The 23,140-nt window shown below is 61.8% G+C and carries 16 protein-coding genes and 1 tRNA gene; all 17 read right to left on the reverse strand.

Translation table 11 applies throughout. From position 1 onward, the window contains the following. Positions 1–5 precede the first annotated feature (5 nt). The 17 genes from AC0QC4_RS13835 to mreC all read right to left on the reverse strand — a co-directional run bounded on the left by AC0QC4_RS13835 (position 6) and on the right by mreC (position 23,120). Positions 6–1,706 carry a GmrSD restriction endonuclease domain-containing protein gene (locus AC0QC4_RS13835; protein ID WP_483660494.1) on the reverse strand — a complete coding sequence of 567 codons (1,701 nt, stop codon included), beginning with the start codon at positions 1,704–1,706 and terminating at the stop codon, positions 6–8. Between the two features lie 18 nt (positions 1,707–1,724). Beyond that, positions 1,725–2,126, reverse strand: a complete 402-nt coding sequence (locus AC0QC4_RS13840; RefSeq protein ID WP_483660495.1) for a DNA-processing protein DprA — start codon at positions 2,124–2,126, stop codon at positions 1,725–1,727. A 98-nt stretch (positions 2,127–2,224) separates the two neighbouring features. Next, a complete protein-coding gene (locus AC0QC4_RS13845) occupies positions 2,225–3,106 on the reverse strand; it encodes a phospholipase D-like domain-containing protein (RefSeq protein WP_483660496.1) in 882 nt (293 codons plus the stop codon). Next, positions 3,103–6,384 carry an Eco57I restriction-modification methylase domain-containing protein gene (locus tag AC0QC4_RS13850; RefSeq protein WP_483660497.1) on the reverse strand — a complete coding sequence of 1,094 codons (3,282 nt, stop codon included), beginning with the start codon at positions 6,382–6,384 and terminating at the stop codon, positions 3,103–3,105. The genes AC0QC4_RS13845 and AC0QC4_RS13850 overlap by 4 nt, the downstream gene beginning before the upstream one ends. Positions 6,385–6,386: 2 nt before the next feature. Next, positions 6,387–9,824 carry a helicase-related protein gene (locus tag AC0QC4_RS13855; protein WP_483660498.1) on the reverse strand — a complete coding sequence of 1,146 codons (3,438 nt, stop codon included), beginning with the start codon at positions 9,822–9,824 and terminating at the stop codon, positions 6,387–6,389. Then, complete coding sequence (locus tag AC0QC4_RS13860; protein ID WP_483660499.1) at positions 9,821–10,726, reverse strand: ArdC family protein; 906 nt, start codon at positions 10,724–10,726, stop codon at positions 9,821–9,823. The genes AC0QC4_RS13855 and AC0QC4_RS13860 overlap by 4 nt, the downstream gene beginning before the upstream one ends. Positions 10,727–10,948: 222 nt before the next feature. Beyond that, a complete protein-coding gene (mobF, locus tag AC0QC4_RS13865) occupies positions 10,949–13,696 on the reverse strand; it encodes a MobF family relaxase (protein WP_483660500.1) in 2,748 nt (915 codons plus the stop codon). Further along, on the reverse strand, positions 13,696–15,528 hold the full coding sequence (locus AC0QC4_RS13870; protein WP_483660501.1) for a type IV secretion system DNA-binding domain-containing protein: 1,833 nt from the start codon (positions 15,526–15,528) through the stop codon (positions 13,696–13,698). The genes mobF and AC0QC4_RS13870 overlap by 1 nt, the downstream gene beginning before the upstream one ends. Further along, the gene (locus AC0QC4_RS13875; protein ID WP_483660502.1) at positions 15,525–15,905 is read right to left on the reverse strand and encodes a hypothetical protein; all 381 of its coding nucleotides are present in this window, start codon (positions 15,903–15,905) and stop codon (positions 15,525–15,527) included. The genes AC0QC4_RS13870 and AC0QC4_RS13875 overlap by 4 nt, the downstream gene beginning before the upstream one ends. Before the next feature lie 207 nt (positions 15,906–16,112). Next, the gene (locus AC0QC4_RS13880; RefSeq protein WP_483660503.1) at positions 16,113–16,544 is read right to left on the reverse strand and encodes a hypothetical protein; all 432 of its coding nucleotides are present in this window, start codon (positions 16,542–16,544) and stop codon (positions 16,113–16,115) included. A gap of 166 nt (positions 16,545–16,710) precedes the next feature. Then, positions 16,711–16,929 (reverse strand): helix-turn-helix transcriptional regulator, encoded by a 219-nt coding sequence (locus AC0QC4_RS13885; RefSeq protein WP_483660504.1) that lies wholly within the window; start codon positions 16,927–16,929, stop codon positions 16,711–16,713. A gap of 77 nt (positions 16,930–17,006) precedes the next feature. Beyond that, the gene (locus tag AC0QC4_RS13890) at positions 17,007–18,101 is read right to left on the reverse strand and encodes a hypothetical protein (RefSeq protein WP_483660505.1); all 1,095 of its coding nucleotides are present in this window, start codon (positions 18,099–18,101) and stop codon (positions 17,007–17,009) included. A 265-nt stretch (positions 18,102–18,366) separates the two neighbouring features. Continuing rightward, positions 18,367–18,442, reverse strand: a tRNA-Lys gene (locus AC0QC4_RS13895). Positions 18,443–18,608: 166 nt separating this feature from the next. After that, positions 18,609–19,724 (reverse strand): rod shape-determining protein RodA, encoded by a 1,116-nt coding sequence (rodA, locus tag AC0QC4_RS13900; protein WP_483660506.1) that lies wholly within the window; start codon positions 19,722–19,724, stop codon positions 18,609–18,611. Beyond that, complete coding sequence (gene mrdA / locus AC0QC4_RS13905; protein WP_483660507.1) at positions 19,721–21,697, reverse strand: penicillin-binding protein 2; 1,977 nt, start codon at positions 21,695–21,697, stop codon at positions 19,721–19,723. Before mrdA ends, rodA begins: the two co-directional genes overlap by 4 nt. After that, on the reverse strand, positions 21,694–22,215 hold the full coding sequence (locus AC0QC4_RS13910; RefSeq protein WP_483660508.1) for a rod shape-determining protein MreD: 522 nt from the start codon (positions 22,213–22,215) through the stop codon (positions 21,694–21,696). The genes mrdA and AC0QC4_RS13910 overlap by 4 nt, the downstream gene beginning before the upstream one ends. Next, a complete protein-coding gene (mreC, locus tag AC0QC4_RS13915; protein ID WP_483660509.1) occupies positions 22,212–23,120 on the reverse strand; it encodes a rod shape-determining protein MreC in 909 nt (302 codons plus the stop codon). The genes AC0QC4_RS13910 and mreC overlap by 4 nt, the downstream gene beginning before the upstream one ends. Between the last annotated feature and the right edge of the window lie 20 nt (positions 23,121–23,140).

Consider the following 23,140-nt stretch of genomic DNA (forward strand, 5'->3'; position numbering starts at 1 on the left):
CGACCCTACTCGTCCGATACACCAAGAAACGCATTGATCGCGGCGGCCAGCAGCGAGCGCCGCGCATTCAGAAATTCGCGGTAGCTTTCCACTTCCAGCAAATTCGGCTCAGCCGGGATACCCTGCAGCGACAGCAAGTCAGGCCCCTGCTTGGCCAGATAATCAGCCAAGTAGACCGAAGGCGGCTTGTCGCTGATTTTGCGGTTGGTGCGTCCGCCGATGAAGGTCAGGTTGGCAACGTCGTCGGCTTCCCGCGAGGAAAAACCGTGCTTGGTCAGCACGGCTTTGGGGAAGAAATGGTGGAATTGCAGGCGGTGCTGCGCGCCGGAATGATCCAGTGAAATCAGAAGATTGGAGGTCCAATCCTTCGCACCCAGTGCGCGGAACGTGAGGAACATCGTTTTGAACAGCGAGCTGCGCTGATCGCGGCCTTCCAAATCTTCGGGCGTGACAGTAAGCCTGCCAAACTGCAGGCGAACGCGGTCGATCAAGGCGTCTGCTGAACCAACCTTGTCGATGGTCGCCAAATCCTGGTCGAGGATCGTTTCGCTGGAACCACGTGAGAACCTGCCCTTGGCGTTGGCCAGCAGCGCCCATTGACGCAGGCGGTCCGACTCCTCCGGGGAAAGCGCATAGCCCTTGGCGTGTCCGAAATAGGCTACCACGATCATCAGGAAGGGAGATGACAGCAGCGCGGGGCTGTCGATCCCGACGTTGCTCTTCAGGAAGTTGATGGCAAACCGCATGCCTTCGGTTGCCTCCTTCCACCCGGTCTGCAGTACGTCGAGCGACAGGCGACCAGCGGTCAAGAAGCGTGATTGGCCCGTCGCGAAGGCGATTAGCGTCTTAAGGTGAATGCCGAGGTCCAGGTCAAACCCAAGCTTGGCACATTCGCGCTGGAATTCCTGGAAGATTTCAAGACTGTGGCGCCAGCGCGCCGTGATCTGCGCCAACGCAAGATCGGAGCTGCGCAGCTTTGCGCCGAGGGAATTCACGCGGACGAAGATTTCCGTCACTTCCTCGTAAGTCAAAGACCGTTCGAGGACATCCATGCGGTAAACATATTTCCGGATGCGGCGGAGCTGCGCTAGCCTCTGCGTGTATTTCTCATAGCGTGGATCATCAAAGTTGCTGACCCCGGCGCGCTTAAGAAAAACCGTGTCGCTCTCGCTTTTGAAGACCTCGGAGACTTTTACCCATTGTGGCAGCGCCGCGAGCTTGTTGGTCGATACAACAAACGTCATCCGCTCAAAGCGCTTCTGAAGTTCGTCTTCGGTCGAATCCGCCTCATCGGTCTCGGGCGCGTCGTCCTCCGCATCCTCGTCCACCTCGGTGACGATCTCCTGACGCTCAGGGTGCTCGAGATTGAACAGCAACTCGATCGGTCTGACGCGGCCGCGGACCTTGACCGGCTCTCCCCGGATCACGGCGGACAAGGACGTCAACCGCTGCTGGCCGTCCAGCAGAAGCCGGGTCGTAGCGTAGGGGTTGGCCGATTGGGTCACGGCCATCTGCTGCAGGGGCACGGCTTCATCGGTTTCCCACAGCAGGATCGCACCGGAGGGATAGCCGCGATAGAGCGAATCCATCAGGTCTCGGACGCGGGGCGAGCGCCACACATATTGGCGCTGCATTTCGGGCAGCCTCAGCTCCCCACGCTCGACCATGCCGACGAGCTCTTCGACTGTTGCTTCCGCTTTCGCCATGCGACCCCCCCAGACAGGCTATTGATCTGGAACGATTTGCGCCCCCATTTGCAATAGATGCGAATTGGCCGGGGATGGCAAGGTGAAGATCGGGAGACCCATTGTTTTCGCCTCCTGTGCCAGCGCCTCGGTTTTACTGCCGGGGGCAGCGTGGGCGATCAGGACCGTGTCGCACAGGGTCAAGATGTGACGGTTGCGGGCTTCGGCGGCGGTCGCGGTGGTGCGCGTCTGGGTTGCGGGAAACGGACTGACGATCTGAGCCGTGCCTGCGGCAACGCCGGCCTTGATTGCAGGGCCGAGAGGCTTGGGGGCGCGCCAGCCTTGTGCGGCGCGGGCAAGGACGATGATCACGGGCGCATTGCCGCGCAGCAGGATGCGGAGAACGTCGCGCTCAACGGGAGTGTGAAAGCCGCCGATCACCGGAGCGCTGTCTGGACCCCGTGCATTGGCCCAGTCCTGCGCCCTCAGGATGATGTCGCCGGGGCAAGAATTGGAGCAGAAGAGGGCGACTGCGCTACCTATAGCACTGCCCATAGTCGTCCCGACACCCACGAAGGGTTATCCGTAGTCCGAAGCAGTCTGTCGAGCGCCCGATATTTGCTAGTCGAAGGAACCACAACTCGGTAGTCATAACGATCAAGGCCAACATGCCAGATCTCCAAAATCGAATCGGGAGTTGCCTCTGGTATGTCTAACGTCATGACTTTTGTGTGCCTGACGACCTTCCGATCAAAAACCTCTCCACTCGACAGATTTCGCAATCTGAATATTGGCATATCATCATCGTCGATTTCTATTCCGAAAAATTCCCTCCATGCCCCTGATGGTGGCTGCACTTGATGACGTGAGTAACCTTGCTGATCTGCTGGCATGATCTGCATAATCAAGCGTTTATGCACATCATCGGAAACGCTAGGCATCGCAATGTTCGGCGGCCTGTAGCGCTTCTCAAGCCAGTCTAGAGCATCATTGTCGAGACTGTCTGTTGCCAAACTCATCACGAATTCACGAATGCTTTTGAGCGTCTTGGTATCAGAAATTGCAATGTTGGCTTCAATTAGCCGCTTTGCTGAATTAGAAGATGCATTCGAAGAGCCAACAAATCCAACAGAATCAAAGGCAAAGGCCTTTGCATGAAGCAAAGGCATAGAAAAAACGCTGACCCCGCGATTGTGGAGACGCCGAAGGGCTTTGGGATCTGTAATGCCCGTTGTGACAGCGCCAAGGCTGGCATCGACAACCAGCTTGCTACCTTTTCGGAGCGGAAGGAGCTTATCTCCGGTACTGCCAAAATATGCAACGGCAGCATACGAAGGCTTTGAAGCTATCTTGGCTGCCGCTGTAATGTGACGCCAAACCGCCGTTGAGTACAATTTCGTCGTCAGGGCCAAGCTTGTCATGAATCGAACTCCCCCGATTCATCTTGGCCTTTGGAGTGGAAATCTGTTTTCACAATTTGTGAATAAGCCAGCTCAATATCTGACCATAACCCCTCAACCCCCAGATGCCTTATCCAGATAGCATCAGATTTATCAGTAACATTTCGACACTTAGCGAGATTATAATTGCCAATCCTTTTTCCAGCATTCAATTTGAATACAATGTTTTGTTTTATGCAATCTGTAAGTTCTTCCGATAGAGCGATTAATGCATTCATGTCACTTTGAGGCATATCTGTAGGGAAAGGTATCCCCTCAAAGTTAGCCTTGGTTACATGGAAATCATCCCCAAGAAGCATCCACCAAATCAGCCCAATTTTACCATTCAAGAAAGTGTGAGCCAATGCAGCAGACTCTTTCGATTCAAATGAGGTTAAACCCGTCTCTGTGATAGGGAGCTGCTTTCCATTCGCACCATAAGATGGAGCCGGATCGAAGGCAAAAGAAACCCAATTATAGGCAGATTTTTTGAAGTACAGCTGATAACGGTTTGCTTGAGATACAATTTTGGCATCTAGAGGCTTTATTCGCTGCTTGGCAACTTCAAGCGCAGCCATTAGCCGCTGGTTGCCAAGCTTTGGGATTAATCCATCCCATATTGCAGGATCGAATTTCGCATACTCGATGCGTTCAACAAGATGTGGCCGAGCCACCTCAAACCATCGATGAGTTGATGTAGTGTAATTGCCCTGGCGCCCACAGCGCTGCCCGATATGAATTGTGTTCCGCACCCGTACGTCAGCGCTGAAAAGCGCGGCCGGAATTCTTGCAAATGACGAAAACCAATTGGCGTCAAATTCCTTCAACAAGAGCTGGCGCAGTGGCTGAAAACCACTCGAGAAGGCGAGGCTAAGCGGAACAATCATGCCATAGAAGCCATTTTCTGACGTGAGCTCGGCAGCCCGTTCCATGATCCATGCATACATATCAGGGCAGCGTTCAGTATCGTACCCCAGAATGGCATAATCTTTTCGAACATCTCCGGCCTTTACGTATGGTGGGTTACCCACCACTACGTCAAAACCATGGCCGACTACGATGTCATAAAATTCCGAGAGCCAGTGAAACGGCTTGTGAGCCGCCTTCCACTTCTTTAGGCGCGAGTCCTTGGTAGTTTTGTCGGCACCTTGAACTCCGTAATCTTCTGCAAGAAAATGGTCGAGCTCCATGTTGAGCGCTGCCAAGCGTGCCCGTAACTCCGCTTTGTCTGCAGACGTGATTTCACCGTGAAGCTTGGTCTGCTGCTCGCGGAACAGGCGAAGGCGAGCGCCGTGATCCTGGGCTGACGCTTCGATTTTACCGGCCCGGTCGTCGAAGTCGAAGCCCCTTGAACTCGTCGCCTTTCGAACATCATCAAACGAAGTGTAGCCGACTAGGGTATTCCCCGCCCGGATGTTGAAATCGATGTCCGGTAGCGGCTCGATCTGGTCGGCGCTTTCAAGCTGAGAGGCGAGTTTCAGGAAAAGGCGGAGCTTACAGATTTCAACCGCCTCATCCATGATATCCACGCCATAAAGGTTATCGAGGATGATCGATTTGTAGATGAAATAGGACCGGTTGGGATGGCGCTCGATCCGCTCGAGCACGGTGCGGAAATCGGAATAGAGCTGGCGCGGGCCGCTGCCTTCGAGAGCGGTCTCGACGAACTGCTCCATTCGCTCAAGGCAGGCGTCATACAGGTCGTACAGGATGTTGAGCGCGGCAAACAGGAACGCGCCCGATCCGCAGGCGGGGTCGAGCACTTTGATCGCCGAAATGCCTTTCCAGAAGGCGCGAACCAGATCGGGGCTTTCGGCATATTGGATCGCATCGCGCGCGAACTGGCGGATATCGAGATTGAGGGTGATGAAATCCTCGATCGACGAAATTTCGCCCGAGGCCGCCTTGGCCTTGAGGTTGGCATAGCGTTCCCGCCGCGCCACCAGCTCACGCCAGGTTTCGGTCGGCAGGCCGTGGCTGGCGGGGGCGGTCTTGTTCCAGTCGCCGCGCTGCGCAACATCTTCGATACCTGCGGCGATATTGTCGGGAAGCGGCTGATCCGCCCCGTGCTTCACCGCCGGATAGATGTACTTATCCGGGTCATCAGACAGCATTTGCCACACTGCACTGCCCGGCTCGAATGCCACCTTGTCGTGTGCGATGGCATTCTGGAAAAGCCAGGGGATGACGGTGTTCTTGGTGATGTAATCGGTGATGTCTTCCTTGGTGTAATAAGCCCCCATCTGCTTCTGGTTGATGTACTTTTCGAAGATGTGGCCGAGGACGTCGGGGTTGATTTCCTTGCCATCGGCCTGCTCGATGGGGCGGGTGTCGAGCGTCCATTCGTACTGGTCGAAGAAGTTGAATACGCCTTCGAATGCGGCGTCGGCGATTTGGATGTCGTTACCGTCCGCCTCCAGCGCGTGTGGCTCAAACAGGCCGCCATTGAGATAGGGGATGTTGCCGAGCAGCCGCGCCGTGTCGGCATCACGGGCATTGGCGGGTGTGGCGAGGCCACCGTGGAAAAGCTTCAGCAGGAACGCGCGGTAGAAAGTGTGGAACTGGTCATCCCCCTTCTCGGCGCGCACCTCGGCCAGCTTGGTCTTCAGATAGTCGATGTCGCCATTTAGGAAGCGCTTCTTCTGAATAAAGTAGACGAACATCAGCCGGTTGAGCATCAGGGAGGCGTACCACTGACGGTCGGATACGTTGGCGAGGCCATCGATGAAGCCAAGGAAGCGGTCGTGCTGCTTCTTGAAATCCTCGTAGAAACGCTTCGTGATCTTCTCGCGGTCGAACGCATCGCGCATGCGCAATGTCGTGCCGGAAAGCGTCAGGCCCTCTTCGTCGTTCAGGGTGAACGCGATATGGTCCAGCTTCTGGATCAGCGGATCGGGAGCGCTGTTCGCGAGCCAGATGTGCTCACGGAAGGCGGCCGACTTACCCTTTTCCCTCGCGACCCATTGCCAGATCTGCCTGGTCTGCTCCTCATCGGTGAAGATGATGAGATGCTCGAAGGCGCGCTTGGTAATCTCGCGCTCGATGTACTGGCGAAGCGCGCGATCGGGTATCTCCGGGCAATGGAAAATCCGAACGCCACGCTTATCGGCTACGGGCGACAGCCGATAGTCTTGCCCGCCCGCGCTGATGATCTCGGGCTGGCGTGAGCTTGGGCGATCCCAGCCAAGCTCTTCAACGAAGAGCATCGCGAAATCGAAGGCCTTGAGGTGCTGGGTGGCGCGGGGTCTATCAATTGCCATTGTCAGCCTTTCAGCCCCATGGAGCAGATGATCCTCATGTCGGCTTGGGCCTCGTCCTTGTCCTGCTTCATACAGAGGCGCCCATCCTCACGAAGGGCGATAACCATCTGGGCGAGCGGATAATCGCCAATGCCCGTTTTCAGGTGGCGGTTGAGTGTATCGATAGCCGATTGAAACATCGGGAAATCATAGATGTCTGCCATCGCCTTCTCAACGTCCCGCACAAAATGGTCGGTCACAAAGAGCGTCCGTTCGCTTCCCTGCTGCTCAAGAAAACGCTTCAGGCGGTCATAGGTCTTGTAGCGGGCACCGGATGGTCGCCCCAAGGTGCCGTGGGTGGTGCGTTCCTCCTGCATGAGGTGCTCTACCCCATGGCGGACAATGTCGTGGTGGTAGTCAGTCCTCTCCAACGCGAGTTCGGTGGGCGGGCACTCCGCCGCGCGCAGGATAGCCAGCGGGGATTGCGTCAGGATTTCACCGTTCTGATCGACCCACGCCAATGCGTCATTGTCGTCCGGTGTCCTGATGTAGACGAGCGCACCGGCCTTCGCGTCAGGTACCGAGGGCAACGCTTTGGTGGCGTAAACCACATCGGGCAGATCTTCGACCAACTTCCGAAGCTTGGGATCGGCGGTGATGGCATTCTGCCAAATCTGGAACGCGTATGACGCAAGATCAACTTCGCCGTCATCCTCGCCGTCGAGAATGCCGGACTTCTCGCTGTAAAGGTCTTGGATGGGGTTCTCTTTATTGTCGTCCTCGAAGAAGGTTTCATCCGAACCGACGACTTCCTGGTTCTCTTTCAGGCGTGCTCGAACGCGAGCGCGCAGCCTGATGATGCGCTCAACGCCTTCGGCCGGAAGGAAGGAATAGCAGTTGATCGTATCCGCCTGCTGGCCGATGCGATCGACGCGGCCTGCACGCTGGATCAGCCTGATAATTGCCCAAGGCAGATCAAAATTCACGATCGTTGCGCAATCCTGGAGGTTCTGCCCCTCGGACAACACGTCGGTCGCGATCAGAACACGAAGCTCGCCCTCCGCCTGCGCCACCTTTTCCTTCCTGTTCGACCTTGGGCTGAAGCGCCACGCAAGCCGTGTCGGGTTCTCGGATTGGCCAGTGACTGCGGCGACCGCAGTTACCCCGGCGTTGCGAAGAGCCGTTTCAAGATAGCGGGCGGTGTCCGCGAACTGTGTGAAGATCAGCAGCTTGTCGGCCGGATGGCGGGCGGAAACGAGCTCAATAAGTGCATGAAGCTTCTTGTCGCGAGCCTCTTCCCAGGGTCCGCAGATTTCGAGAACACGGCGAAGAGCGTCGATGTCGGCTTGAAGATCGGTCTGCAGCGCTCGCTTGAAGTGCGTGGCCTTCAACCATTTGAAGCGCCGCTTCTTGGCGTTGGCGTAAACCCCATAGATTTGAGCTGCCTGCTGCTTGAGCGCGGTAAGTTCGTCGGAGAGGACTGCTGTGGCGTCGTCATCCGCATCGCTATACTCGCCCGTTTCAAACAAACCTTGGATAGCATCGGAATCGGCATCTTCGTCCGACACATCAAGCAATTCAGAATCCTGCGTGCCGATGGGCACCGGCAATTCGTTTTCCAATGCATACAGGTACACCAGATTGCGCATGATGTGTCTCTGCAAGGATTGGACGAAAGCCGGACCGCCGCTCTCTAGGCGCTTGAAAAGGTTCGTTTTGCAGAAACCCATCAACCGGATACCGGCACGTCCGAGCCCATCCATGATGGTGTCTTCCGCAGGCGTAGGCGGATGCGCCGGGTCTGGGTTGAGATAATTCGCTAGGCCATAGCGAGGGAGCGCTAGACCATCGATGGCTGAGACTACCTCATCCGAATACGCCCTCGCGTATGGGTCCAGGGGGTCGCTATCGTCGATCTCAAACTTGACTGATCTCGGTTGCCGCACTGGAAAATATGACCGTGTTCCGTCCGAAAACGTGATGTACTTCCGACCATTATCGTCATCTGTCTGGGCGTAGTTCTGCAGAATGAAACCGCGCGTCCGGCGGATCATGTACAGCCGCATAAGCTCGCGCCAATCCTCGGTCTGATCACTTTTTTCGAACGCAGGCAGAGACCGGACCGCGCACTGATGCCGGCGCACAAACTCGGTTTCACCGCCGATGGTTCGGATCATGGCTTCGGGGCGAATGCCGATGTCTTGATCGTCTTCTATGAACAAACGAAGCTGCGAAGATAGATCAATAAACGTCTTGTTATACGGCGTCGCAGAAAGCAAAATACATCGACTATCATTTGTCCGAATGTAGTCCGCAATCGCTTTATACCTCTTCCCCTCACGGTTCCTGAGGTTATGGCTTTCGTCGATCAAGACAGTTCGATACCGCTTGAGTTCTTTGAGTTCGCTTTCAACCCGCGATAGAGACACGACCTTGGCGTTTAGCTCGTAGGTCTCGACGTAGTCGTGCCACATATCGAGAAGGTTTTTCGGGCAGATAATCAGCGCACGTCCATCAACTTCCTCCACGATCTTTAGCAGAGCGGACGCCATGATGGACTTTCCCAACCCGACGACGTCGCCGATCACCACGCCACCACGCTTATTGAGGTGATGGGCTGCGACTTTCACCGCACTGGTCTGGAACGCGAAGAGCTTGTCGCCAAAAATGGACGGGATACGAAACTCTGACTGACCAAGTCTGGCCTCTTGCGCGAGGTGATATGCGATCTTCAGGTATACGTGGTGAGGCGGGACCAAGACCTCCCCCGCCCAGCTGGTCTCGATGATCTCAGCCAGCTCATCCGAAATGTCTACACACCACCGATCGGTCCATCGGGCTTCGAACCATTCCGCCAACTTGTCGCAAGCGTCGTGGTCCATAACGTCGACGTTCAATTCTCCCTGAAGGGAGAGACCAGCAAAGGTTAGGTTGCTGCTGCCAACAAAGCCCACCTTTGGATTCACTGGGTCAGGGCGATGCAGAAGGTAAAGTTTCGCGTGCAGCGGGTGCCTCAAGAACAGCTTAACGACGACCTTCTTCGCTCGAATCTGACGCGCAAGTCGCCGCAGTCCTGCTTCGTCGCTATTTGAGGGCGTCCCAAGGGTGAGCTGAGTCCTGAACTCTTCAGCAAGAGCTTTCTTGAGCTCCAGCGCACGGGCGTTGTCGATGCCGTCCTCATGAAAGGCAGCGGCTAGTTTTTCCCGAAGACCGCGTTCTGGCGATTGGTGCATGCCGACGAGAAGGCGACACGAATTCCCGTTTTCGCCCGACCAGGTTTCGATGTGTTCATCGATCCGGCGCCAGCCACGCAAATTGAAGTAACCCACGCAGAAGTCGGCCCGCTCCGAAACAGATAGAACCTTGCTCAGTTCAGGTAGGAGAGAGTTGTCGATATTATCAAATATGCGCGGCATGCGGTGCTCGATCTCCGGGTAACCAGGTGTAGCTATCAGGATCACTGCCGAGCAGAAAGGCCTGATTGTTCCAGATTTTCCAACCACTCCGCAGCCTTGGCCGCCGCACTGGCGGCGGTGAAGATCGCGCGGTTGTCGCCCTTGAGCACCTTGAGCCAGCTGGCGAGGTAGCAGGCATGGTCCGGACGCGGGGTCACCGACAGGCCAAGGTCACCGCACAGGAAGGCTGAGCCGAGCTCGGCGACCAGCTCTTCCATGGCATAGGCCTCGTCACCGAAGCGCTTGCCGAAGGTGCGGGCCAGGCGGTGGTCGGCACCGGTCCAGTGGACCAGCTCGTGCAGAAGGATGGCATACCAGTTCTGCTCCGCGCTGGCGGTATCGGTGGCGAAGAACCGCTCGCGGTCGGGCATGGTGATCGTGTCGGCGGAAGGGCTGTAGTGGGCGCTGTCGCCCTGAATACGGATGGCGGTACCTGTGGCAGCGATGAAGGCCTCGACATCAGGGATGGGATTGAAGGCCTCGGCTTCCGGCACCTCGGGCAAGGCATAGCCCTCGACCTGCGCAACGTTGAACACATGCGAGCCCTGCGCGAAGATCCGGCCCGCGCCCTCGCGCGCCTCATCTTCGCTGCCCTCTGCCTTGTCCAGGACCTTGTAGAACACGATCGGCGAGGCCTTCTCGCCCTTGCGGACCTGTGCACCCAGCGACTGCCACTGCCGATATGTGGCCCAGAGACCATGCCCAAAGTCCTGCGCCTCGGCGCTGGCCCAGAGGGCAAGGACATTGACGCCGCGATAGGCCTTGCGGGTGACCGCATTGATGGGGCGCGTGAGCGGGGCGCTGCTTCGGTGCCAGGGAAGCGTGTAGTCACCCGTGCCGCGCTCCAGCGCGGCGATGATCTGGTTGGTGATGGTGTCGTAAATGCTGGCGGTTGCGGTGCTGGCCATGGTGATAATCCTTCGTCCTGTCGTTGGGAACGCGGATGAAGGGACGGGCCGGATAGCCGGACGGGTCAGCGCAAAGCGCGGAACAGCCAACACGGGAGGGCGAAGCCCGAATGGAGCGGGCAGGCTGTTGATCCCGCCCGGCACGGGCCGTCACACAGGAGCAGTTCATTCCAATGGCAGGGCGACGGATGCCATGGCGCTGCGCGTGCGCTACCCGCGTTGTCAGCCGAGACCGGCCCCCAGAGATTTCGCCTTGGACGCTTCCTGCGCACTGACCTCCATGGCCGTCTGCTTCTCGCCCGCGCGCTCGTGGATGGCGCGGATCAGCCGTGCCTTGTCGTCGGTGACGACAATGGCTTCTGACTTCGCGCGCGAGAGCGCGACATAGAGCATCTTCTGATCGACCAGATTGGCGGAGCGGCTGTCGGCGTGGATCAGGACGCGCTCGGCGGTCTGGCCTTGTGCGGCGTGGGCGGTCTGGACATAGGCATGGCGCAGATGTGCGTCGCGCGGCTCGGTGAGATCGAGCCGCTGCTCGCGGCCATTGGCCAGCGCGATGGTGGCCTGCTGGCGCTCGGGATCGATGCCGGTCACCGTGCCATGCAATCCGTTGATGCGCCCGGCCTCGCGGTCGTTGCGGGTAAACTGCACACGGTCGCCCGTCTGCAACTCCATCGCCTTTGGCTCGAACACCTCGACCTTTCCCGAACCCCACTGGCGCAGCCGCCAGTCGACGGCTGAACCGTTAGCGGACTTGAGCGATATAGCGGCCTTGTCCGGATCGATCCGCTCGACCCGGTAGGCAGCGCCCCGAGTGACGCCCTTGTCGGCATAGTCGCGCAGGAACCGCACAGTGTCACCGGGCGCATAGCTCGCGGGATCGCGGGCCTCGATGCGCGACAGGTTTTTGGCGACCATGCTTTCCATGATGACGGCGGGACCGGACAGAACCCCGGCTGCGGCAAGCTCCCGGCGGATATCGGCGGTGAGCGTATCGCGACCATCTCGCGACGGTTCGATGACTAGCGTTCGAGCGCGTTCGCTGGCATCCAGCGCGGCATAGGCCTTGGCCATGGCGGCATAACGCTCGCCCTGACTGCCATGGGCAATGATCTTTCCGCCGCCGCGCTCCAGCGCGTCCAGCGCCTTGCGGGCATCGCCTTCGATCGATGCCAGCACCGCTTCACGGGTGGCAGCATTGGTCTGGCGCACAACATTGTCGAGCCGCGCGGTTGCCATGCCGGCGGATTGCAGCTGCGCAAAGGCCGCGCCTGCGCCAACGGAGCCAAGCTGCTTCACATCGCCCACCAGCACCACGCGGGCCTTGCTGTCGGCGGCAAGGCTGAGCAGCGCCGCCATATCACGCGCCGAAAGAAGCGATGCCTCGTCGACGATCCACACACCGCCGGACAGGGATGCGCCATTGCGAACCAGCTGACGGGCCACGGTCTCGCCGCGCTGGCCGAGGGCATCACCCAAGGTCTGCGCAGCGGACGCGGTCGGGGCGAGCGCGGTCACCACAACCCCCCGCGCCTGTGCCTCGCGGGCAAAGGTCGCCAGCACGGTGGTGGTCTTGGCGGTCCCCGCATAGCCCTGCAGGCCGGTCACGCGGTGCGGGCTGGTCAGCAGCGCGCGGGTGGCCGCGCGCTGGCCTTCATTCCAGGGGTGATCGGACTTGAGCTCGGCACGCGCAACCGCGCTGGCAGCCTGCTTTGCCAACAGGATTGGCGAGGCGGCCCCGCGTCCCTCGGCCTCCAGACGCAGCAACTGCCGCTCATGGGCAATATTCTCGGCGGTGGTGAACCCAGTGAATTCCGCGCCGCGCTTGTCGAGGAAGGTGCGCGGCACAAGCGCACCGTCGCCCTGCGCCCGCGCAACGGCAGCATTGATCTGCGCAGCGCTGACGCGGCCCAACCCATAACGCCCTGCCTCCTTCTCAAGCTCAGCGGCAGCGAACACCGACTGGCGTTCCCCAAGACTGGCGGCGGCAAGGGCAACGGTCTGATGCGCAGCGATCTGCCCCTGCGCGGCCAACGCGCTGCCATACTCCAAACTGGCCGCCACCTCCTTGCTCGCTGCCACCAAGGCTTCCCGCGCGTCCTTTCCAAACCCTGCTGCATCCGCCTCGGCGCGCCAGCTGCTGACCAGCTCACCCCGCTCCAACGTCTGCTTCGCTTCGCGAGTATCGAGCGCAGCGATCTGCTTTTCCTCGGCGGATGCGGTGGCGCGGGTCTGGCCGCGCTCGGCAAGCCGGGCTTCGACCTGGGCGGCGCGCTCGCTGAAGGCGCGGATCACGGCGGCGGGGACGCCCTTGATCTCGAACAGGGAATCTTTCCCCTGCTCGATGCCGTAGCCGAGCGCGCGCACGCCCACTGCCAGCTCCTGCCGATAGACCGCGCCAATAGCCTTCTGCAGCTGGTAGAGCGCGCGCGGCTCCAGGCTGCGCCAGTTCCCTTCCGCGTCCTGCGTCATGTTCATGATGACATTGTGGGTATGGAGCTGAGGGTCCTGCGCTCGGCTCGTGTCATGCCGGAAGCTGGCGATGACAAGATTGTCGGTGGTCTGTCGCTCGACCCCGCCATCCCCGCGAATGCGGGTGGCGGCGGCATGGCGCTCGATATAGGCCAGCGCCGCCTTCACCGCATTGGCGTGCGCGGCGACCAGACGGCGGTCGCCCGCCACCTCGGCCATGATCGAAACCGACTTGGGCGCGGAAAGCGTAATGTCCCAACCGGGCCGGTGCTGGAGCTTGCCTTCACGCATGGTGCCGAGTTGCTGGCCGTCCGGCAGGGTGCCATCGAGCATGGCGCGGAAGGTGTCGCGGCTGACCTCGCCGGACAGGCCAAGCGCCTTGGCCCCCTCGCCCTGCCATTCGCTCGGAGAGATGCCACCATCGGCGTAGTAGTCGTCGGCCTCATAGTAGCTGGAAGCTGCCGCCGAACTGCCGATCGCGCCGATGGTGGCAACCATCAGACCGGACCTTTCAGGGTGTTCGCGGGATCATCCTTGGCCGTGCCGGTGTCAGCCTTCTTGGGCATCCGGTTCCAGAGCATCCGGCTGATATGGGCCGGAACAAAGGCCGGATGGCGGGCAGGCCCGCGCGCATCGATGTGCTCCCGCGTCAGCTTGATCCGCCCCACCGGCAAGGCGTCGGGCAATTGCAGGAAGCCGTGATGTGGCTGCAGACGAAGATCGCTCTCAATTACCGCAGGGCGGACCACGCGGGTGCTGCCGACGGACGTGCGCCCGCTGTGCGGCCCGGTCTCGAAGCTGTCAGAGGCGCTGCGCACTTCGACCTCGACATCGCCGATGTTCCGCGATGCCCATTCACGTGTGTCGCGGTCGATGAGCTGCAGGTAGAGCTTGGAATTGCAGCAGCCGAGCAGCGCCTCGGCGCTGTCGCGGCCATAGCGGCGGTGCATCTGCCCGATGGCCTGGAAGGTCAGCACGACGCTGGCCCCGAACTTGCGGCCCTCAGGCAAGAGCCGGGTGAGATTGTCGACGCGGGGTAGGTCCGCCAGCTCATCGAGAAAGAACCACATGCGCCGCCTGTCTGATGGAGGCAGGCCCAGCATGGCGCTGGCTGCGCATTCGAGCCAGCAGGCCAGCAGCGGCTTCATGGCCTCGAAATAGTCTTCCTTGCGGGGGACGAAGAGCCAGGGCTTGGGCCCCTGATGCGCGTCCAGCCCGGCGATGAATTCGCGGAAGGCAAAGCTGCCGCGATCTCCCGGCTCCCGCCACAGGAACTGCAACAGCGTCGCAGCCTTGGCGAGCATGAACAGCACGCTGCCCGTGGCGCGGTCGGCATCATCGGCAAAGGTGCGCGCCGATGATGTGCCCGCCAGCCAGACCTTCATCTCCTCCTTGCCCTTGACCTGAAGCGCGTCGAGCAGGTCGGGAAGCGTGGTCCGCCCCTCGGCGCTCAGCACCCGCAGGATATTGGCCACCAGAATGCGGGACGTTTCCAGCCAGACATCATCATCGCGCTCGCCGGTTTCGGACACCAGCTGGCGCGCGATGCGGTCGGCGTCCGCCGGATGCGCAATCTCGGAGAAAGGCGACCAGAAGGCCGAGCGCTCGTCGAAGGGATTGAGGATGATGTCGCCGCGCTCCGGCCGGTAGTATTGGGTGATGAACTCGCCCGAGGTATCATAGACCAGCGCCGGTTCGCCGCGTGCTTCGACCTGATCGAGCATCTGGCGCATGACGGTGGTCTTTCCCGCCCCGGTGGTGCCGAGCAGGGCAAAGTGACGGCACTCCAGCCATGATGGAATGCCGACCGACGCAATCCGGATCGAGCGATCATTGGTGGCCTTGCGGGTCAGCTTGGCCAGCACGCGCTCCGATACGATCTGCGTGCCCGAAATGAACCGGTCGCGCGCGGCTTCCTTGCCCTCGCTGCGTATCCAGATGGCAAAGCCGAAACACAGTAGCATCCCGACCAGCGCGCCCAGCGTGCCCCCTAGCACAACCTTCCCGACAAGGTCATCCCAGCACCATAGCCACATCCGGTCATTGGCGAGGATGCTGGCCGGCACGCGCGCGGTGCGATCCATGAACCGAATGGTGACCTCGGGATCGCTGCGTCCGCTGGCAAACCAGCTGACCGCTACGCCTTGGGCATGCTGATAGGCGCAGGCGAACTGGCCCGGCGCGGGATCATGGCTGGCGAGCAGGAATGCTCCAAACACGCCGCTACCGACAACGGTCCAGGCATAGGCCCGCCACCGGGCTGCAAGCCCGGCGATACCCTGCTTGAACTTGCCCTGCCCGCGCAGGAGATTGTCGCGGTCGCGGCTCATGACAGGGCCTCCGCTGCAAGCGCGCGCTGTCGGCGATAGGCCGAGTGTGCGGCTTCGCCGATCATGCTGTCGGTGCGGTCGGCATCGCCGTCGCCGCGCAGGGCCGCGCGGCGGGCATAGGCATAGGCCGCGCTGGCGGTGAAGAGGCTGCGATCAAGCAGAGCCTCGATCACGCCAAGCCGCGCTTCGAATGCCGCCATGACGTCATCGCCAGCGTTGCTGCCGCCCGCCATTGGCGCATCGGCAACCGCGCCAAGACCGGCTTCGATCACCCGCGACAGGGCCTGATAGCGGGTCAATCCGCGCGCCTCGGCGTAGCGCCGGATCATCACTTCCTGCCCCATCGGGACGCGGACGGAGAGCTTGACCCGGTTCATGGCCGCGCCTCCCGGAGCGCGCCAATGGCGCGCTCCCGAAATGGCGCAAATGCGCGGGTTCCGAGCGCGCCTCCAAAAGAGCGCGCGCATCGACCCCCACGAAAATGGCGGAAATCCTTGAGGCACCCGTGCGTGTGGTGTGTCACTGAAAAACTGCTTCGGATCGCAGAGCCGAAGCCCTCCGATCCTGTTGTCTTCCCGGTAAAGCTATCCATGGCTGGCCTCGCTTTTCTGTGCGGACAGGCCCGCGGCGGCGGCCATCTGGCGAAGGGCAATCGGGTCGTCGATCTTGCGGTCGCGCTGCGGCCGTGTGGGTTCGGCCTCGCCAAGCAGGCCCTTCTGAATCAGCCACCGGAAGGCCGTCGCATCGATCACCTTGCGCAGTTCGGCATGCAGTTCGGCCGCTTCGACTGGCCCAAGACTGAGCCAACCTTTGGGGCTGACAATCATCTGCGCGCCCATCGGAAATGGCTGGCCGTCGATTTCGTAGACAGGGCCCTCCAGATAAATCCAGATATCGTCGCCCTTCAGAATAGCGGCGCGCGGACGCTCGCCCAGGAAGAAGGGACGGATCGCATACTGGAAGGCCGCGCCGTCGATGGTGTCGGCAAACAGCCGGTCCGCCAGCGGGACGAGCACATCGGCAAGGCATCGCGGTATCTGGACGGTATGCGAAATGTAGCGGTGGTGGTGGGTGGTCCGATTGAAAAAGGGCATGGGTCATCTCCGCCGGACAGACAGGTCCGGCGTGCTGGGGCATCAATGTGCCGATGAAACGGGAAGGGGAGGGGGCCTTGGCGGCTAGCTAGCCGCGCCGGTTGTACCGGGTCGGCAGCGCCTCGATGTAGCGCTGGACGTCCGAGGCCTTGAAGCGCACGCGACCACGCCGCACTCCGAACTGGCACGGCTGCGGAAAGTCGGGAACTTCGTCGATATATTTGTAGATGGTCGCGCGGCTGTTCACCGAGATGAGCGCCATCAAGGCCTTCATCGAGACCAGTCCGTCGGGTTCTGCAGGTGGCATGTCAGTTCTCCTTTCGCGGGATTGCGAAAGGTCAGGCTGACAGCCCGGTGCCGGTCACTCGAGATGCCTATCGAAGATTATTGCAATAACAGGCGATATTGTTCGTCGCCATGCTCCGCTGGGTCGTAGGAGATGTCGGTGAACGCGGTCTTCACATTGGCATATTCACCGGTGCCGCCTATCACCGATTTGATCCATTGGATGGAATTGGAAGAGTTCAGCCCGGCGTAGCCATCGGTATTGGATGCGACCTTTTCGCCAATAGCGGTTGCAACGTCGACGATCTCCATCTGCGGATCATCCAGCCAGATGCGTCGGGCCAACAGAATTGCGATGACGTATTTCTTGATCTGGTGCGATTTGACCGTAGGTCGGGCCTCGCACAGCGCCGTGTCCTCGAAAATGCGCAGGCGGATATCGAAGTCGGTGTCATCGAAGGCACATGGCCAACGCTCCGTCGAAGAGGAGCTGCCAATGGGCTCGCTCGCATTTGCGAGCGGTGAGGCGGCGACCGGGGAGACCTTCTCTCGTTGGTCGACATCCGCGTTGCCGTGATCCGGGTCCGTCGGGGCAGGGGGCGTGCCATGAGCCGGAGCTTCGCTCAAAACCTGTGATGACGATCTGCTGACCGTCAGCCATTCGGGATAACGCACCCGGATGCGACCCTTCGACCCACGTGTTGGCAGCTGCCGTATTTCCTCCCGTTCCGAGAATAACAGCACTGCCCAGGGGTTCTGCAGAAACTCTTTCTCAACTGCATTGCCGCCCTGATCGTGCAGCGGTTCAGGCATTCCTGATGCCCGATCGAGGTAATCCCGGAGCGGGCGCAGCTTCGGGTCATTCAACGGAGCGCGCGACGACCAATCGAGAATGCTTGCCTGGACCAACAAGGGTGCTCGCCGGAGAAGGATGAAGCCCCCTGCAAAGAACGCCGTCGTTGCAAGTGCCGGCCCATCGCTAAGGTCAGTTATGGCCGCGAGGCCTAGTGAAGCGACAGAAGCGGCGCCGGTCATCCAGCTTGCCTTGCTCAGCCATTCGATGTGCCGGTCAACCCATCGCTCGCAATCGGCAAGCGCGGCCCGGATTTGAGCGCGTCCCTGAAGGAGATCGTCAGGGCAAAGCTGATCCGCAAGATCGTCAAAGATGATCCAGGAATTCGCGAGCCCGGCCACGGTTCAGCGTCCGCGCCGCCTGGCTGGCCAAAACTGGCTGAAAGATAAGGGTTGGGTGCCTCGCTTCATGGCCCGAAGCTACCACGGTTCCCCGATCAGTAAAGTGTTCGTGATTCGCCTTTTGGTGGTCGCTGTTCAACCGCGTTCAGGGCTGTTTTTCAACGTCCAAGCGGGCGGGGTGGAACCTATACGGAACCTAGAGCCACCTTCCAGGTTCCACCCTGTCAGAGGGTATCTCGTAAAACCTTGGATTTTCAGGGATTTTTGGTGGACGCACTAGGGCTCGAACCTAGGACCCGCTGATTAAGAGTCAGCTGCTCTACCAACTGAGCTATGCGTCCCCGACCATGAACCGCGGGGCCCTTGGTGGGGCCCGGTCATTGAGAGAGCGGGCCGCTAGCATAGTCGCATGGGGGATGCAACTGCATGAGCTGGGCTTTTTTGCTGCCGGCTCGCCTTTGCACCGGATTGGCGCCGCCGGGCCGCGCGCGTCCGTTGCCGCACCGGTCAGCGCAGACCGCCGCCGCTCAGCTTGCTCTGCCGGTCGATGCCCATCAGCAGGCCGACGCAGATCATCACGGTCAGCATCGACGATCCGCCGTGGCTCATGAACGGCAGGGGGATGCCGACCACCGGGGCCAGCCCCATCACCATCAGCAGGTTGATGGCGATGTAGAAGAAGATGGTCATCGTCAGACCGCCGGCGGCGAGTCGGCCGAAGCGGCTCGGGCTGCGGTCGGCGACCCGCCAGCCCCAGCGCAGCAGCAGCATGAACCCGGCGATCAGCAGCAGCCCGCCGAGCAGACCCCATTCCTCCGCCATCGTCGCGAAGACGAAGTCGGTGTGGCCCTCGGGCAGATAGTCGAGATGGCTCTGCGTGCCGTTGAGGAAGCCTTTGCCGAACAGGCCGCCGGAGCCGATCGCGATCTTGGACTGGGTGATGTGATAGCCGGTGCCCAGCGGGTCGGCCTCCGGATTGAGGAAGATCAGCACCCGGTTGCGCTGGTAATCGTGCAGCAGCGAATAGAGCACTGGCAGGGCGGCGAGCCCGGCCAGCCCGGCCCCGACGAACAGGCGCATTGGCAGGCCGGCCAGGAAGCAGACGGTAACACCGCCGACCGCGATGGCGATGGCTGTACCGAGATCGGGCTGCAGCATGACGAGGGCGAACGGCAGGCCGATCAGCACAGCAGCCGGCCACAGCGCCTGCCAGCTGCGGATGTGGCCCGGCGGCAGCATCGCATAGAAATGGGCCAGCGCGATCACCACGCCGGGTTTCATGAATTCGGATGGCTGCAGGCGCATGAAGCCGAGTTCGAGCCAGCGCTGGCTGCCACCCTTGACCGCGCCGAGCAGTTCCACACCGAACAGCGCGACCAGAATCGCGATATAGCCGGGCAGGGCGAGCGGCCGCAGCAACTGTTCGGGCACGTAGGAAATGACGATCGCCATCGTCAGGAATATCAGGAAGCGGATGCCATGCTGCGCCGCCCAGGGGGAAAAGCTGCCCCCGGCGGCTGAATAGAGCACCAGCACGCCGAACCCGCAGATCAGGAACAACAGGCCGATCGGCTTCCACGGCAGCGCACCGGCGATGGCGGCGGGGACGAGCGTGCGGTTCATCGCGTTTCCCCGTCGGCGGCGGTGTCGGCGGGCGGAGTCGGCAGCGTCGAGACGCCTCGCGCCGCGGCCTGCACTGCGGCATAGCGGCGGGCGAGCCGCTCGCTCGGCGTGCCGCCCCAGCCGGCTTCCAGCTCGGTCAACGCCGCCAGGGCCTTCTCCCGGTCATAGAGGAAGGTGAAGACATCCTTGGCGACCGGGGCCGCGGCGCGTGCGCCGCCGACGCCATGCTCGATCACCACCGATGCGGCATAGCGCGGGTTGTCGACCGGGGCGAAGCAGACGAACAGGCCATGATCGCGCGAGCGCCACGCGCCGCCCTTGCCATTGCCGCGGTTGAGGCCGCGCACCTGCGCCGTTCCGGTCTTGCCGGCCAGCGCGACATTGGGGATCTCGAGACGGCTGCGGGTCGCGGTGCCCGCGCCATTGACCACCATGTCCATGCCCTGGCGGGCGACGGCGAGATGCTCGGCCGGAAACGGCAGCGGCGGGGCATTGTGTGCGGCCTCGCCCAGCAGCAGCCGGGGCTGCAGCATCCTGCCGCTGGCGATGCGCGCGCTCATCACCGCCAGTTGCAGCGGGCTGACCGAGACATAGCCTTGGCCGATGGTGGCATTGAGCGTGTCCGACTGCGACCATTCCTGGCTGAACCGCCGCTGCTTCCACGCGCTGTCGGGAATGGTGCCGTAGCGCTGGCTGGTGCCTGGCAGGTCGAACTCCTGGCCCAGACCCAGGGTCTTGGCGACCGGCGCAATGGCATCGAAACCGATGCGGCGGCCCATCGAGTAGAAATAGGTGTTGCAGCTCTTGGCGATGGCATGGGTCATGTTCATCGTGCCATGGCGGCCTAGGCAGCGGAAAAAGCGGTTGCCCAGCCGGTAGCCGCCGGGACAGAAGACCGTCTCCTCGGGGTCGATGCCGTGCGCTTGCAATGCCAGCACCACCATCGGCTTCAATGTCGACCCCGGCGGATAGAGGCCGCGCATCGCCTTGTTGAGCAGCGGGATGCGCTCATCCTCGTTGAGCATCGCCCACTCGAGCCGGCCGATGCCGTCGGTGAAGCTGTTGGGGTCGAACGCCGGCATCGAGACCAGCGCCATGATGCCGCCGGTCCAAGTGTCGATGACCACCATCGAGCCCGATTCCAGCCCGATGCGCCGCGCGGCAAAGTCCTGCAGGTCGGCATCGATGGTCAGTTGCAGCGTGCTGCCAGGCTGGTCGCCCTGCGTTTCGAGCTCGCGCACCAGCTTGCCACGGGCGGTCACCTCGGCACGGCGGGCCCCCGGGCGTCCGCGCAGCTCCGCCTCGAAATCCTTTTCGAGCCCGTCCTTGCCTACCTTGAAGCCCGGGGTCAGCATCAGCGGATCGCGCCGTTCGGCATATTCCTCGGCGCTCGCCGCGCCGACATAGCCGATCAGATGCGCGACCGACGGCCCTGCCGGATAGCTGCGCACGAACCCGCGCGCCGGCACCACGCCGGGCAGTTCGGGCAGGTTGACCGAGACAGCCGCGAACAGCGTTTCACTAAGGTCCGCCGCCACCTCGACCGGCTGCGCGCCGCCGCTCGCCTCGATATCACGGCGGATGCGGTCGACACGGTCGGGTTCGAGAGAGAGGATCGAGGACAGGCGGGAGAGCACCGCATCCTGATTTTCGAGCCGGTCGGGAATGATGTCGACCCTCAGCGCCACGCGATTGTCGGCGAGCGCCTTGCCATAGCGGTCGACGATCCAGCCGCGGCGCGGCGGAATCAGCGTCAGATTGACCCGGTTGCTCTCCGACAGCAGCGCATAACGCTTGTTGTCGACGATCGAAATGTAGCTCATCCGCGCCGCCAGCAGGCCGCCGACCCCAAGCTGCGCCCCGCCGATCAGCATCGCGCGGCGGCTGAACGACATGCGCTGCATGCCTTCGGTCATCAGCGGCAGCGCCTGCTGCGGCCGCCGCTTGGCGGAGCGGGAGAATGGCAGTTTCATCGCCGCAGCCGCCACCGGTCGAGCCGGCCGACCAGCAGCATCGCCGCTGGCAGGGTGAACCAGGCGATGACGACTTGCGGCATCACCAGCGGCAGTACGGCGGCGCCGCTGCCGGCCTGCGCCAGCGCCGCGCCGGCGAACAGGATCAGCGCTATCGCCAGCGCGCCGATCACCCAGTCGATTCGATAATCGCGCCAGACGATGCGCGCGTCGAGCGCGTCCATCGCCAGCAGCGCTATGGTCCACAGCGCCATCGCGCTGCCCGGCGGCTGGCCGGAGAAGAGATCGTCCCACAGGCCGAGCGGAATGCCGATCCACACCGGCCACAGGTCCGACCGCATCAGTCGCCAGGACAGCAGCATCAGCAGCCCGAACGGCGGCAACAGCGCGCTGTCCAGCATGAAGGGCAGGGCGGTCAGCATCGATGCCAGCGCTACCGATATCGTCGGCAGCCAGGCGATGGATGTCAGCGCAGCATCGGGCTGTTCGTCGCGGGTGGAGAGGCCGCGGCGATTCATGGGGCGCCTGCCGGCACCGTGGCCGGCGCCGCCTCGTCGCTCGGCGGGGGAAGCGCTTCGTCTATCCCCGATGCCGGTTCGACCAGCACGGCCACGGCCGATTCAGGTACCGCCAGCGGGCGGGCGAGCGCGCCGTCTGCGGTCAGCCGCACGACCTGGGCCACCGGCGTGCGCGGCTGGTAGAGACCGCCGCTGCCCGACGTGACGATGATGTCCCCCACTTTGAGCACCGATCCGGCGCTGTTGAGGGTGCGGATGTCGAGCAGATCGTCGCCGCGCCCATTGACCAGTACCGCCAGCCCATCGCGCGCCCGCCGTGCGGGCACGACATTGCGGCTGTCAGTGATCAGCAGCACGCGTGAGACGCTGGGTCCGACATCGAGCGTGCGCCCGATCAGACCGGAGCTGGAGCGCACCGGCTGCCCGACCCGGACTCCGTCGCCATGCCCGGCATCAAGCATGGCATAGCGCCGCGTGCTGCTGGCGCTGGTCGACAGCAGGCGCGCGGTCACCACCGGACGGACGTCGCCACGCGCCAGCCCGAGCAGCGCGCGAAGCTCCCTGTTCTCGGCCTGAAGCCCCTGCGCGCGGTTCAGTTGGGCGTTGGCGCGGTCGAGCCGGGCCCTGAGCTCTGCATTCTGCGATCCTGCTCGCCACCAGTTGCCCAGCCAGTTGCCGCTGTCCTGCGTGACGGCGGCCCCGCCATTGATCACCCGACCGGCCGGCGCGACCGTCTCCTGCGCCAGCACCCGCAGATTGCCGAAGCCGACCGGATCGACGACCCAGATGACAGCCATCAGCAGACCGACCAGGATGCCGGTCAGCGCAATCAGGTTGGCGGCGAACGCACCATATTGTGCGCGCCGTGCGTAGCTGCTTCGGCGCCCGCTGGAGGGTGACGCCATGGTCGCCAGGCTCCCTTGGA

This window comes from Sphingomonas sp. jy18 (assembly GCF_056931895.1).